Source organism: uncultured Holdemanella sp. (assembly GCF_934772795.1).
Classification (GTDB): Bacteria; Bacillota_I; Bacilli_A; order Erysipelotrichales; family Erysipelotrichaceae; genus Holdemanella.
This window is the reverse complement of record NZ_CAKVMR010000012.1, coordinates 15,177-28,971: the sequence shown is the minus strand read 5'-3', so window position 1 is coordinate 28,971 and position 13,795 is coordinate 15,177. Positions and strand designations below refer to the sequence as shown.

Genomic DNA, 13,795 nt, shown 5'->3' with positions numbered 1-13,795 from the left:
CTAAATCCTTTTTTTATGCAAAATAAAAAGGATGCCCTTAGACATCCTTCAATACTACTTGGCAATCAAATCATCCATTGCCTTTTGGAAATGAACTGTTTTGTTGTGAGCATCTTCTTTAGAAGATCCCTTGATACAATAGTAGAATTTACATTTTGGTTCTGTTCCACTTGGACGTACCGCAATCCAGCTTCCATCTTCAAGATAATATTTTAATACGTCAGATTTAGTGAATCCAGTAAGCTCAGTTACTGTATCTCCTTCTTTGATTACACATTCTTTATAGTCTTCACTACGAACCACTTTTGTTCCGCCAATTTCAGTAGGTGCATCTTTTCTTAAAGTAGCCAAGATTTCTTTAATACGCTTAGCACCAGCTTCACCAGCTAATGATAACGCAACTTGACTTTCTTCATATGTACCATGACGGTCATATAAGCTATCTAATACGTCAACTAAATCTTTACCTTGTTCTTTGTAGAATGCACATGCTTCTGCCAGCATTAAACAAGCCTGAGGAGCATCTTTATCACGTACGAAAGGTTTGATTAATGAACCATAACTTTCTTCATATCCAAATACATAGTTCTTTTCGTGTGTTTTTTCATATTTCGCAACTTTTTCACCAATGAATTTGAATCCAGTTAAAGTTTTTTCAGTTGTAACACCATAATCAGAAGCTACTTTTTCTCCTAGATCACTTGTAACTACTGTATTGAACATTACAGGATTTTCAGGCATTTTACCTTGTTTTTGAAGTTGTGAACAAATATATTCAATTTCAACAGAACCAGATTGGTTACCTGTTAATACAACATATTCACCATTATGTAATACTCCAACACCCATACGGTCAGCATCTGGGTCACAAACTAAAATTAAGTCTGCTTGATTTTCTTTTGCGTATTTTAATGACAATTCATAAGCACCCGCTTGTTCTGGGTTTGGTGTAGGTGTATTTGAGAAATCAGGATCTGGACTGCATTGTTCTACGACTGGAATGCAAGTATATCCTGCACGTTTATAAACTTCTTGAACAGGAATATTAGCCGTTCCATGTTCTGGTGAGAATACGATCTTAATATCTTTTTTTACTTCAGGATTCAATTGAATACTTAATACATTTTTGTAGTATTCTTCATCCACATCTTTACCAATAACTGTAATTAATTTCTTTTGTTCTTCTGTACAGTTTGCATCAATTGCCAATTCATCTTCAATCGCATTAACCTTATCAATAACCTGACTAGCTAAGCAAGGAATCAACTGACATCCTTTATCATCATACAATTTATATCCATTGTATTCTTTAGGGTTGTGACTGGCAGTAATCATAATACCACCAAAGCAATGTAAGTGACGTACCGCAAAACTCAATTCTGGAGTTGGACGTAATGATTCAAACACATATGATTTAATGTTGTTTTTAGCCAATAAATCAGCACAGTCAAACGCAAACTCTTTTGACATATGACGATTATCATACCCAATCGCAATACCAGCTTCGCCACCATTATTTTCATTGATGTAGTTTGCATATCCTTGAGTTGCCTTACGAATTGTATGAATATTAATACGATTTGTTCCTGGACCTAAAAGACCACGCATACCTGCTGTTCCGAATTCAATTGTAGTATAGAATGCATCATTTTTTTCTTCAGCATCCATAGCTTCTAAAACAGGTTTATATTGAGGGGCTAAATTTTCATGATTTAACCATTTTGAATATCTTTCTTCAACAATAGACATTATTCATTCTCCTTCTTTTCTAGCATTGAAATAAAAAAGTCTCATAAAACTATGAGACTTTCTTTAATTAAGCAATGATCTTTTGAGCGCGCAATACTTCTTCGATTGCAGCTACAGCAGCATCTTCATCTTCGCCTGAGCAGCTAATTGTGATTTCTGACTGTGTAGGAATTCCTAAAGACATAACTCCCATGATAGATTTCATGTTTACTTCGCGTCCTTTGAAAGCTACATTGATTTCGCTTTTGAATTTACTAGCAGCGTTAACAGCTACAGTTGCTGGACGTGCGTGAAGACCTACTGGATCTACTACAGTTACAGTTACTTGTTTCATAATTATCCTCCTAAATCAAATCTAAATGTATTTTATGACATTTTGCCAAAGAAAACAATACCTAAACGAATTTTTCTGATTCCGCTTCCATAATCGGAATATTTAAACCTTGCAACATTTGCGCAAAGACACCACTACCAGTTACTAGATTCCCTGTAAAAGTCCCATCATAAATAACAGAGTATCCACAACTTGGGGATCTTCTTTGTAAAATCGCAAGATCTACTTGTTTTTCTTTCGCTATATTCAGAGCAATTTCTGCCCCTTTGATAAACTGTTTTGTACAATCATTTCCCTCTTTATCCAAAATTCTATCTCCTACTTTTTCACAAGGAATACGAGGACAACAAAGTCCTCCAAGCATCTCTGGACATACAGGAATCACTTCATGCTCTTTTAGAAGCTCTACAATTTTTTTGTTTAAATTGTTTTTTCCATTATACTTACAGTCATATCCTAATAAACATGCACTAACAAGAATTCTCATCAGTCAACTAATTCATCATACAACAAAGAATATGTTTTAGCACTTTGTTGCCATGACACATCTGTATTCAATGCATTTCTTTGTAACATTTCCCAATCCTCTTTACGATTGTAATAAACGTCACAAGCATAATATAAAGTATGGATCAATTCATTTGAATCATAGTTTTCAAAACTAAATCCATTTCCTGATTTTTCATACTCATTATATGCATCCACAGTATCTTTTAAACCACCAGTTTCACGAACAAGAGGTAAAGTACCATAACGCATAGAACACAATTGTGAAATTCCACATGGTTCAAATAAACTAGGCATCAAGAATAAATCACTTGCCGCATAGATACGGTGTGCCAAGCTTTCATTGTATCCATAATAGAAACAAATCTTTCCTTTATTTCCATCTTCCAATTCACGGAACTTGTTTTCAATTTGACTTTCACCACTACCCAAAATAACCAATTGGATTGGAGCTGCACATAATGCGTCTAATTGTTCCATCAATAGATAGAATCCTTTTTGCCAAGTCAAACGAGAAACGACACCTACCATCATAACATCAGGATTCTTTTCTAATCCAAGTTCTTCTTGTAGAGCCATTTTTGCCTTTTTCTTTTGAGCCGCAATATTCACTTTATTAAAGTGATATGGAATTTCTGGATCTGTGTTAGGGTTCCATAACTCGATATCAATACCGTTGACAATACCCCATAGATCATATTTACGCATATTCAATACAGCTTCTAAGTGTTCACCATATTGAGGCGATAAAATTTCTTGTGCATAAGTTGGTGATACAGTTGTAACTTTGTCCGCATATAAAATACCAGACTTCATAAATGAAATACCACCATCAAAACGTACATTACCATTGTCTAACAAATAGTATGGTAATCCTAAACAACTATCTAGCATTTCAGGACCGAAATTTCCTTGATAAGCCATGTTGTGGATTGTATACACAAAACGAATTGCACGATATCTAGGATCTGCATCGTGAGTTTCTTTGACCATACAAGGAATCATACCTGTATGCCAGTCGTGGCAATGGATAATATTTGGCCAGTAATTCAACTGGTTCAACATTTCAATAACAGCCTTTTGGAAATAACCAAAACGCTCGCCATCATCTTGATAACCGTATAATGAATCTCTTTCAAAGTAACCTTGATGTTGAATGAAGAAGAAACATACATTATCTACTACTTTTGAGAATACACGTACGGGTACTTCATGATAATTGATTGAAACTGAATATTCACAATCAAAGTGAAGTTCATTATAGTATTTATCACTAATTTTCTTATATAAAGGCATGACAACCTTTACTTCATGTCCTCTTTCAGTAAGTGCCTTTGGTAAAGAACCAATTACATCAGCAAGTCCACCTGTCTTAATGAATGGTAATCCTTCCCCAGCAACCATCAAAATTGATGCCATTAAACGTTCTCCCTTCTACCAATATACAAAGGTTGTTCTTCTAACCCTGCTAAATCTTTTTTCTTTGCGATTCTAGAATGTTTATCTACAATCACATTCTTTAAGTGAGCACCATCTGCGATTTCTACATCTGGCATAATAATGCAATTTTCGATCAATGCATCTTTTCCAATTTTACAAGAACGACCAACAATAGAATTCTTAACTACACCACTGATTTCACAACCATTCGAAATTAATGAACCTGTTGCAGTACCACCATTCAAATAAATGGCTGGAGCTGAATCGCTTGTACGAGTATATACAGGCCATTCTGGATCTGCGATATCTTTCATTTTTTCTTCCGTTAAGAATTCCATATTACTTTCATAATATGATTTCAAATCATTGATTACATAAATGTGTCCACGATAATTCAATCCACGAATATCCATATCTACACATTTATCATTTAAGATATCTTTAAACCAATACATTGAACTTGTTTCCTGAGCTTCTTCAACTAATGTTTTAAAGATTTCTTTTGACATGATGTAAGTCTGTAAAGATAAATATCTAGATTTATAGTTACCTAAGTTTTGATCAATACTTAATACACCACGTTGTTTATTCATTTGAAGCACATCACATCCAATGTAGTTTTCTTTTGCGTTATCTACATGTTGATACAATACTGAAACTTCAGCACCACTTTCGATGTGTTGTTTCAACAATTCTTCATAGTTTCCTTTATAAAGCATATTAACAGGAGCAATCACAACATAATCATTGTGGTTTTCCATAACTGCATGAATGTTTTCTGCATAACATGAAACATCTGTAGTAAAACGTGAAGTTCCACCTTCAGAATATACAGGCACTAAAGACAAGTGTCCATGTTTAGAGTTGATATTATAGTGACGACCAGTACCAACGTGATCAATTAAAGAACGAGGATTTCCATTTACATAAATTTGAATATCATCAATTCCTGAATTTGACATATTTGAAATCGCAAAGTCAACTAAACGATAACGTCCTAAAAAACTGAATCCAGCGATTGGACGATATTTTTGCATACCTTCTACATATACAGAAGAATCATTGTAAGTAATTATTCCTAAAGCGTTACACATAATTATTCACCCTTCTTTACTCTCTTAGAAATCAATTCGATTTCATCACTGTCTGGACTACCAACAACAGCACCATCATCAATCTTCACACCATCGGCAACGATAGCACGATAGATTTTTGCACCTTTACCAACTTTAACATTTGGCATTAACACAGCTTGAGATACATATGCATCTTCATCAATTTCAACATTGTTGAATAATACTGAATCGACTGCTTCACCACGAATGATAGCTCCCTGGTTGATGTAGCAATGTTCAACTTTTCCAGTTGGACCTACATAGTGAGGTAAAGTTGGAATATCTTCTGTATAGATTTTCCAGTTTGGATCATCTAAATTCAATTCATTGTTCTTGTTCAATAAGTCCATATTTGCTTCCCACAATGAATCGATTGTTCCAACATCTTTCCAATATCCTTCAAACTTATAAGCATACAGACGCTTATTTGCGTTTAAGAAGTTAGGGATAATATCTTTACCAAAGTCATGGTGACTACCTTCTGCAGTCATATCTGAAATCAATTCTTTACGTAATTGTTTCCAGTTAAAGATATAAATCCCCATACTAGCTAAATTGCTCTTTGGATGTTCTGGTTTTTCCTCGAATTCAACGATTCTTCCTTCATCATCTGTATTCATAATACCGAAACGGCTAGCTTCCTTCATTGGAACTGGAAGTACCGCAATTGTACAATCGGCATTATTTGCCTTATGACAAGATAACATATCTGCATAATCCATCTTATAGATGTGGTCACCTGAAAGAATCAAAACATATTCAGGATCAAACTTATCAATAAAGTCAATATTTTGTGTGATGGCATCTGCTGTTCCTTGATAAACATCAAATTTTGTACCATCCTTTTCACGTGGTGGCAAAACATAAACACCACTTCCACGTGCATCAAGTCCCCATCTTTGACCAGCACCAGCGTATGCGTTTAATTCTACAGATTCATACTGTGTTAAAACACCTACAACGTTGATATCTGAATTCGCACAGTTACTTAGCGGGAAATCAATAATACGATATTTCCCTCCGAAATAAACAGCCGGTTTCGCATTCTTTTTAGTTAGTTCTAAAAGACGTGTTCCACGGCCTCCCGCTAAAATCATGGCGAGCATATTATTCTGTTTCATAATCATCCTCCTAATAATACTCTTTATATAAATAAAGTATAGCACTTTTTCAAATAAAATCTACTCGTTTCCTTAAATTTGTATGCGTTTTCAAAACACTACAAAAAAAGACAAATCATTCTCTGACTTGTCTTTGCAAAGCATAAATTGATTCGTTTTGATTTGCGATATAAGATATAGCACATACAATAAAGAAGAAAGGAAAATATTGATATCCAAAAACTTCCATGCCAATCGCAATTGGCGCTAAAAATGTGTTTGTTGCAGCCCCAAATACACTACTATACCCTAGTGCAGCCACAAACAATGGATCTAAACCAAATGCAGGTGCAATTATAACTCCAAGACTTGATCCAATCGCAAATAATGGCGTAACCTCACCACCTTGAAAGCCAGCCGATAGTGTTAAAATCGTTAAGGCAAACTTTAAGATCCAGTCATATCCATAGATTTTTTCGGATGTAAAAGATCCGACAATCAAGTTTTCACCCACACCAGAATAACGACATCTTCCAAACACAAATAACAAAAGTGCTACAAAAATACCCATCATAAAAATACGTTTATAAGGATTTGTGATTTTAGTTGTGACAAAAGCTTTGGTGTGTTTTAAGAAATACGCAAATAAACCACCAACCATACCAAACAAAATTCCTAAAACTAAAAGTTTAATTGAGAGTTCAACATCCAAATCACTTACATTTCCTATCTTAAAAGTACTCTTGTGTAATCCAAACAAGCTAGAAACATAAGCTGCCGTAAAACTAGCCGGAATTGCACAAGACATAGCTCGATATTTCAAAGTTCCAGCAACTAAAACTTCTAAAGCAAAGAAAATTGCCGTAATTGGCGTACCAAACAATCCGGCAAAACCAGCTGCCATACCGGCAACCATAAAGATAACTCCACTGTTTTTAAAGCGGAAATACTTACCAAAATAATGTGATACAGTAGCTCCAATCTGCATCGCAACACCTTCTCTACCAGCACTACCTCCAAAGAAGTGGGTAATCCAAGTCGATACAACCATAAAAGGAGCCATACGAAGTGGAATCCAATCACTCTTTCCTTGATCAACTTCAAAGACAAGTCCCATACCTTTTCTTGATATTCTTCCCCAATGATCAAATAAGAACACGATAGCTAATCCTGCAAAAGGAAGCCCTACTAACATTATACTTCCCATATGTTCTCTAAAATTCAAGATCCATTCTAATCCTTTACCAAAAATGACTTCACATATCGCAACGATAGCACCTATAAAAATCCCACAAAAACACTTTAATACAATTTCATCATAAACTTTAAACGATTCTCTTAACTTCTCTTTATACATATACTTATTATAAAAAAACAGATTGTTTATTTCAACAATCTGTCAATCTTTTTACATTTTTATTACAATTCGATTTCATTCTTCCACAAACCATGCAAGTTACAATACTCATACACAGTTACCTTACCAGTTCTTCCTTTTGGATCAAAAATAGATTCTGGTTTCATACCTGGAACTAAGCCTGCACGATCCACTGTTCCATCACTATATTCCACCCAAATATTCGTGATATAGTGTGCCTCTAACATTGGATGTTCAACACTTCCCACAACAACTTTAAGTTTATTATCTTCTACACTTACTTGTGGAACATGTTTTTCTTGTGCTGCATCCACTTCACCAGCTTTTAATTCACGATACCCACTAGGAATTTCATCCATCAACAATCCTTCAACAACGCTACCAGTTTCTAAATTCTTATAGATTTTCATAAGTATTCCTCCTGTTCTTCTATTGACATTATGACACGCATCATTAAAATATTCTATTGATATGCTCATAAAAGAAATAAATGAAAACTACATGCGCTATACGACAACTTCTCAAGAGATTTTTGAGACTTTTAGTATTTCAAAAAACCACAAGAAATATTTAAAAATAGATGAAAACAATAAAACCATCTATTTTAATTATCCTGAAAAAGACGTTGAAATCAATTATGAGCCTGTAAACATTTTATATGAAGATGTTTTTCTAATAGTAGCCTTTAAACCTCCCTTTTTATTAGTACACGATGATGGAAACAGTCAAGATACGCTACAAGCCCGTGTAAATGGATATCTTTTACTAAACGGAAACAAATATCCAGCTCAAGCGATTCATCGTATCGATTATGAAACGAGTGGTTTAGTCTTATTTTGTAAGCACCCATTTTTCCAGGCGTATTGTGATAAAAACATGGAAGAACACCATATTAAAAAAGACTATATCGCATTAGTTCAAGGTCATACGAATTATAAAAATAAAAAGATTGTTTCAAATATCGCAAGAGATCGTCATAATGCCAAGAAAATGATCATTCATCCAAATGGAAAAGAAAGTATTTCAATATTTAATACACTTAAAAACTATAAAGATTGTTCGTTGATTCAAGTAACGATTCTAACAGGAAGAAAACATCAAATCCGTGTTCAATGTGCTTCTTTGAACCATCCCATATTAAACGATCCTTTATATGGTGGTAAAAGAATTGATAATACGGGACTTTTACTTCAAAGTCATCATATTCAATTTAATGACATTGATATCACTTGTCCTCAAGAAAAAAGATTCATTAGAAAATAGAAAATCGTATATCCTTTCAGATAAGCTATCCAGACACCTATTGATAAACAAGATAGATATGGAAGGATATGCTTTTTTTTATATAAAATCCAAATAAACCCAAGTAAAACACTGATATATAAAGCTACAAGCATTCTTTCTATCCCTAAATAAAAACCAAAAAAAGTTAAAAAACATACATCAGCACTACCTATCCAATCGGGTTTAATCATTTTAATAGTTCCACTGACCAACAGAAAAACCAGACTTGTACATACTCGATTGAATAATGGCACATAACTTGAACAAAAGAATAAAAGAAGTATAGACGGAAAAATCCAATATTTTTCAATATACATCGTTTCATAGTCTTTTTTTGCCAAAAAATACAAAAATAAAACGAAATACACAGTCGACAATTGAAATGGTTTGATTAGAAAAGTAATGATCAACATTAAAAAAAGAGTCTTCATACTTTAAGTATAAAGACTCAATGTGAAAATATTATTAACAATTTGCAGTTTGTACAAAATCTGCATCGTTAGGTTTCTTTTTATATACAATTTTTAATAAGATTGGTGTAATAACCGTTGTGAATACGACACACAATAATACTGGAGTCACAAAGACTTCTGGTAAGATTCCTAATGCCATACCTTTATTTGCGACAATCAAGGCAACTTCTCCACGACTGATCATACCACATCCAATACGAATAGCTTGTGTTGGTGTATATTTACATACAATAGCACCCAAACCACATCCAATAATTTTTGTCAAAACAGATATGATACATAAAACAATTACTAATTCAATCAATTCAGCACTCCATGTAATTGGTGAAAGTTTTAATCCAATGCTCGCAAAGAATACAGGTGTAATCAGCATGTAAGATAATGTTGAAATACGTTTAGTGACATAGGCACATTGTTTTGTACCAGAAAGAATCAAGCCTGCCACAAAGCTTCCTGTGATATCGGCTACACCAAAGAATGCTTCTGAACAGAATGCCATAATCAATGCGAACGCAAAAGATACGATTGAATATCTTTGTAGTCCACCACGTGAATCATGTTCAAACCACCACGAGAATACTTTGTGTAAAATTACCCCAACAACAACTGCAAACACAAAGAATAGTAAAATCTTAAACATGACAACACCAATGTTCACTGAACTGTCAGCCATACCTGTTACTAATGTCAAACAAACAATTCCTAAAACATCATCAATAACAGCTGCAGCTAGAATCGCATTTCCACTTTCAGTAGACATACAACCCATTTCTTTCAATGTTTCTACCGTGATACCTACACTTGTAGCTGTCAAGATAACACCTAAGAATAAGTTGTGTAACCAAGCATCTGGACCCACATTATAGAATCCACCAACTACATAGCCAACAGCTAAAGGAACTAACACACCTAGTGTTGCAATAATAAATGCTTTTAATCCAGCCTTTTTTAAATCTGTAATACTTGTTTCTAGACCAGCCGCAAACATTAGGACAATAACACCAATTTCTGATAAAGATTCAATCAACTTACTTGGCTCAACTATATTTAACACCGCAGGTCCTAAAACAATACCCGCAATCAATGCACCTACTACAGATGGCATACGTAAACGACGAGAAAAAAGTCCAAAGGCTTTTGTCATTAATAAAATTAAGGCAATATCTAATAAATATCGATATTCTTGCATATTCATATCCTCCCACTATGCTCTTGGAATTTCAAACACCGTTTGTTGAAGTGGCAAATCTACATCACGAAACTCCAACCGATATGCCATCAATTTTATCGGTCTTTTCTTTCCATGATATCCATATTTGACGTCACCCAACAAAGGATGCTTTATATGCCCCATCAGGGCACGAATCTGATGAAATCTTCCTGTATGAAGTGTAATTGTACATATTGAATTCTCGCCATCATTTCTTTCAACATGCACATCCATTAATACTTTCTGATAGCCTTCTAATTTTTTATCACTTACTTTCGCAATCGTATTTTCTTTGCGAATGTAATAACACATACTAAAATCTTTTTCTTTAAAAGTACCAGTAACATATGCCCGATACATCTTCTGGATTTTACGATTTGCGATTGCTTCGTTTACTTTTCTTAAAGCATTCGCATTCTTTGCAGCAATCACTAGACCTGTCGTATTTCGATCCAGTCTATGACAAATACTTGGAGCAAAAGAATGTTCCTTATTTGGATCATACTCGTTTTTTTCCATTAAGTATGCTTGTACACGATTTACCAAACAATCTTGAGTTTTGCTTTGATCACTCTGTGACAATAAGCCATAGGGTTTATTCACAATCAAGATATTTTCATCTTCATAAACAACATCCAACTGTGATGATATATATTGCGTATCTACTTGTTTCTCTTCTAAAACATCCGGAGGTAAAAACAATAGAATACTATCATTTTCCTGGATTTTCTGATCAAAAGTACAACGCTTGCGATTCACTTTTATTTTTTTATTTCGAATCGCCTTATACATCATTGATTTACTCAATTTTGGAAAAGTCTTCATCAAAAACTTATCCAGTCTTTGATTTGCATCATTTGAATTGATTTTAATCTCTTTCATAAATTAAATCCAAACTTTCCATTAAACTGTCCATAACCGGTACATGTACGCTTTCTAATGTCGCTCGATTTTGATGTCCAGTAGTCACCAAGATACACTTGGCACCAATACTCTTTGCGACTTCATAATCATGAACACTATCTCCTACAAAATAAATTTCATCATCTAGGTTACAAGTTTGTTTAAATGCATGAGCTAATTCCACTTTACTTTTCGCATAAATATCATTGATTCCGTATATCGAATCAAACAATGTATCGACATTTAAAGTTTTCATTTGTTTAAGAAGATAATCCATTTTACTTGCAGAAAGAACGGTTTGCGAAAAACCCAAATCCTTTGCCCTATTCACAACATCCAATACATCTGAATGTAAATCACAAGCATAGCTTTTTTCTTGATAATCCTCCATATATTCGTGAGCCAATATGGAAAAAGGTGTTTTATCAAAATCAAAACCTACCCTTTTATAATAATCTTCTATTGGAAACGTAAATACTTCTCGATATTGACCTAGAGTATCTAAAGGTTTCAAATCATGACTGACTAAAAGACGGTTGATACAAGAAAAACATAAGTCAACATCATTCAATAATGTTCCATTCCAATCCCATACTATTTTTACCAAACAATTCACCCCGCACGGTATTATATCACTATTAGAAAAAAATAATAACATTTTATACTAATTAAAACTTTCACAAATATAGTTTTTACTATATAATATTGTATGAGTATATATGAGGAATTGAATTAGGAGGAAATATGAGAGGAATTTATAACTCGGTAACTGACCTTCGTCGTCAGGTCTTTACTGCCATCGCTTCAATGGCGTACGATGACAATACAGATTATTCTAAACGTATGGAAGAAATCCCATATGAAATCTTACCTGGTACAAAAGCAAAATATCGTGATAGTATTTTTCTAGAACGTGCAATTATCGGTGAAAGATTACGTTTGGGTATGGGCTTGCCTGTTCGTGATATTACTGAATATACAAATATTTCAGATGGAATCGAAGAAAGTACAATTGCGAAAAAATATTATGATGATCCACTTATCAATATTATTAAGTTCGCATGTAACGCATGTCCTGAAAAAAAGGTTTTCGTAACAAACGCTTGTCAAGGATGTTTATCTCACCAATGTACTGAGGTATGTCCAAAGGATGCAATTCATATCGTAAATGGAAAGAGCTGCATCGATCAGGAAAAATGTATTAAGTGTGGACGTTGTATGGATGCTTGTCCATATCACGCAATCACTAAATTAGAACGTCCATGTGCTGCAAGTTGTGGAATGGATGCGATCAAATCGGATGAAGATGGAAAAGCAGAAATCGATTACGATAAATGTGTTAGCTGTGGAATGTGTCTAGTTAACTGTCCATTCGGAGCTATCGTAGATAAAGGACAAATTTTCCAAACAATCTATGCCATGAAAGAAGGCTATGAAGTCATTGCGGCTGTTGCCCCTGCTTTCGTTGGTCAATTTGGTCCAGCTGTAACGCCAGACAAAGTAAAAGCTGCATTAAAAGCTGTAGGTTTTGCGGATGTTGTAGAAGTTGCCATTGGTGCTGACTTATGTACAATTGAAGAAGCTGAAGACTTCTTAGATAAAGTTCCTGAAAAGCAACCATTTATGGCTACAAGTTGCTGTCCTGCATGGTCAGTTATGGCAAAGAAGAACTTCCCTGACTTTGCACCATACATTTCAATGGCATTAACTCCAATGGTATTAACGGGTCGTTTGATCAAAAAAGAAAAACCAAACGCAAAAGTTGTATTCATCGGTCCTTGTGCTGCTAAAAAATTGGAAGCAAGCCGTAAATCAATCCGTAGTGATGTTGACTTCGTATTAACTTTTGAAGAAGTTATGGGTATGTTCAATGCGAAAGGTATTGAATTAGATCAAATTACAACTTCAGATCCATTGACTGAAGGAACAAATGCTGGTCGTGGATTCGCCGTTAGTGGTGGAGTTGCCAAGGCTGTTAAAGACTTGATTCAAAAAGAACACCCTGGAACAGAAGTTAAGGTTCAGGCTGCTGAAGGATTAAAGAACTGTAAGACAATGTTGATGATGGCTAAAGCTGGAAGATTAAACGGATACCTACTTGAAGGTATGGCATGTCCTGGTGGATGTGTTGCCGGTGCTGGTACTTTACAACCAATCAACAAATCAAGCGCATTAGTTAAAAAATATGCGACTGAAAACGATAAGAAAGAAGCAGATGAATCTGCATATGGAGATCGTCTTCACGAATTAAGTGAACAATAATCAAAGACGTCCTTAAAATGGACGTCTTTTTTTGATATAA

General features: G+C 34.4%; 14 protein-coding genes. 2 read left to right on the top strand and 12 right to left on the bottom strand.

Annotated features, from left to right (window positions below; translation table 11 throughout):
- Positions 1-54: 54 nt before the first annotated feature.
- The 8 genes from Q0F04_RS03820 to Q0F04_RS03785 all read right to left on the bottom strand — a co-directional run bounded on the left by Q0F04_RS03820 (position 55) and on the right by Q0F04_RS03785 (position 8,033).
- The gene (locus Q0F04_RS03820; protein ID WP_295750385.1) at positions 55-1,743 is read right to left on the bottom strand and encodes a phospho-sugar mutase; all 1,689 of its coding nucleotides are present in this window, start codon (positions 1,741-1,743) and stop codon (positions 55-57) included.
- A gap of 73 nt (positions 1,744-1,816) precedes the next feature.
- On the bottom strand, positions 1,817-2,083 hold the full coding sequence (locus Q0F04_RS03815) for a phosphocarrier protein HPr (RefSeq protein ID WP_003866017.1): 267 nt from the start codon (positions 2,081-2,083) through the stop codon (positions 1,817-1,819).
- Between the two features lie 61 nt (positions 2,084-2,144).
- Complete coding sequence (locus Q0F04_RS03810) at positions 2,145-2,570, bottom strand: DUF523 domain-containing protein (RefSeq protein WP_295750356.1); 426 nt, start codon at positions 2,568-2,570, stop codon at positions 2,145-2,147.
- Complete coding sequence (gene glgA, locus Q0F04_RS03805; protein WP_118116602.1) at positions 2,570-4,009, bottom strand: glycogen synthase GlgA; 1,440 nt, start codon at positions 4,007-4,009, stop codon at positions 2,570-2,572. Before glgA ends, Q0F04_RS03810 begins: the two co-directional genes overlap by 1 nt.
- Positions 4,009-5,124: a glucose-1-phosphate adenylyltransferase subunit GlgD gene (gene glgD, locus Q0F04_RS03800; RefSeq protein ID WP_295750351.1), complete on the bottom strand. Its 1,116-nt coding sequence runs from the start codon at positions 5,122-5,124 to the stop codon at positions 4,009-4,011. Before glgD ends, glgA begins: the two co-directional genes overlap by 1 nt.
- Positions 5,125-5,126: 2 nt before the next feature.
- Positions 5,127-6,266 (bottom strand): glucose-1-phosphate adenylyltransferase, encoded by a 1,140-nt coding sequence (locus Q0F04_RS03795; protein WP_227992608.1) that lies wholly within the window; start codon positions 6,264-6,266, stop codon positions 5,127-5,129.
- 115 nt (positions 6,267-6,381) lie between these two features.
- Positions 6,382-7,602 (bottom strand): chloride channel protein, encoded by a 1,221-nt coding sequence (locus Q0F04_RS03790; protein ID WP_117571890.1) that lies wholly within the window; start codon positions 7,600-7,602, stop codon positions 6,382-6,384.
- A 62-nt stretch (positions 7,603-7,664) separates the two neighbouring features.
- Entirely contained in the window at positions 7,665-8,033 is a 369-nt protein-coding gene (locus Q0F04_RS03785) for a desulfoferrodoxin family protein (protein ID WP_295750344.1), read from the bottom strand.
- Positions 8,034-8,094: 61 nt separating this feature from the next.
- On the opposite strand from Q0F04_RS03785, the gene Q0F04_RS03780 reads away from it, so the two are divergent.
- On the top strand, positions 8,095-8,886 hold the full coding sequence (locus Q0F04_RS03780; protein ID WP_295750342.1) for an RluA family pseudouridine synthase: 792 nt from the start codon (positions 8,095-8,097) through the stop codon (positions 8,884-8,886).
- Here the strand turns inward: Q0F04_RS03780 and Q0F04_RS11895 are convergent.
- From Q0F04_RS11895 to Q0F04_RS03765, 4 genes are read right to left on the bottom strand one after another with little or no spacing between them, the layout of a single operon-like run.
- Complete coding sequence (locus Q0F04_RS11895) at positions 8,859-9,320, bottom strand: prepilin peptidase (protein ID WP_366510368.1); 462 nt, start codon at positions 9,318-9,320, stop codon at positions 8,859-8,861. The two genes, Q0F04_RS03780 and Q0F04_RS11895, sit on opposite strands and share 28 nt — an antisense overlap.
- 52 nt (positions 9,321-9,372) lie before the next feature.
- Positions 9,373-10,569, bottom strand: coding sequence for a cation:proton antiporter (locus Q0F04_RS03775; RefSeq protein ID WP_295750339.1), 1,197 nt, complete (start codon positions 10,567-10,569; stop codon positions 9,373-9,375).
- A 15-nt stretch (positions 10,570-10,584) separates the two neighbouring features.
- The gene (locus tag Q0F04_RS03770; RefSeq protein ID WP_295750336.1) at positions 10,585-11,472 is read right to left on the bottom strand and encodes an RluA family pseudouridine synthase; all 888 of its coding nucleotides are present in this window, start codon (positions 11,470-11,472) and stop codon (positions 10,585-10,587) included.
- Positions 11,459-12,100 (bottom strand): HAD-IA family hydrolase, encoded by a 642-nt coding sequence (locus Q0F04_RS03765; protein WP_295750333.1) that lies wholly within the window; start codon positions 12,098-12,100, stop codon positions 11,459-11,461. Before Q0F04_RS03765 ends, Q0F04_RS03770 begins: the two co-directional genes overlap by 14 nt.
- A 137-nt stretch (positions 12,101-12,237) precedes the next feature.
- Here Q0F04_RS03765 and Q0F04_RS03760 point away from each other — a divergent pair, with 137 nt between their 5' ends.
- On the top strand, positions 12,238-13,755 hold the full coding sequence (locus Q0F04_RS03760; RefSeq protein ID WP_295750330.1) for a 4Fe-4S dicluster domain-containing protein: 1,518 nt from the start codon (positions 12,238-12,240) through the stop codon (positions 13,753-13,755).
- Positions 13,756-13,795 lie beyond the last annotated feature (40 nt).

Coding starts and splice junctions, on each gene's coding strand:
- Q0F04_RS03815 (WP_003866017.1), bottom strand. CDS start 2,083: ATGAAACAAGTAACTGTAACTGTAGTAGATCCAGTAGGTCTTCACGCA.
- Q0F04_RS03810 (WP_295750356.1), bottom strand. CDS start 2,570: ATGAGAATTCTTGTTAGTGCATGTTTATTAGGATATGACTGTAAGTAT.
- glgA (WP_118116602.1), bottom strand. CDS start 4,009: ATGGCATCAATTTTGATGGTTGCTGGGGAAGGATTACCATTCATTAAG.
- glgD (WP_295750351.1), bottom strand. CDS start 5,124: ATGTGTAACGCTTTAGGAATAATTACTTACAATGATTCTTCTGTATAT.
- Q0F04_RS03795 (WP_227992608.1), bottom strand. CDS start 6,266: ATGAAACAGAATAATATGCTCGCCATGATTTTAGCGGGAGGCCGTGGA.
- Q0F04_RS03790 (WP_117571890.1), bottom strand. CDS start 7,602: ATGTATAAAGAGAAGTTAAGAGAATCGTTTAAAGTTTATGATGAAATT.
- Q0F04_RS03785 (WP_295750344.1), bottom strand. CDS start 8,033: ATGAAAATCTATAAGAATTTAGAAACTGGTAGCGTTGTTGAAGGATTG.
- Q0F04_RS03780 (WP_295750342.1), top strand. CDS start 8,095: ATGCTCATAAAAGAAATAAATGAAAACTACATGCGCTATACGACAACT.
- Q0F04_RS11895 (WP_366510368.1), bottom strand. CDS start 9,320: ATGTTGATCATTACTTTTCTAATCAAACCATTTCAATTGTCGACTGTG.
- Q0F04_RS03775 (WP_295750339.1), bottom strand. CDS start 10,569: ATGCAAGAATATCGATATTTATTAGATATTGCCTTAATTTTATTAATG.
- Q0F04_RS03770 (WP_295750336.1), bottom strand. CDS start 11,472: ATGAAAGAGATTAAAATCAATTCAAATGATGCAAATCAAAGACTGGAT.
- Q0F04_RS03760 (WP_295750330.1), top strand. CDS start 12,238: ATGAGAGGAATTTATAACTCGGTAACTGACCTTCGTCGTCAGGTCTTT.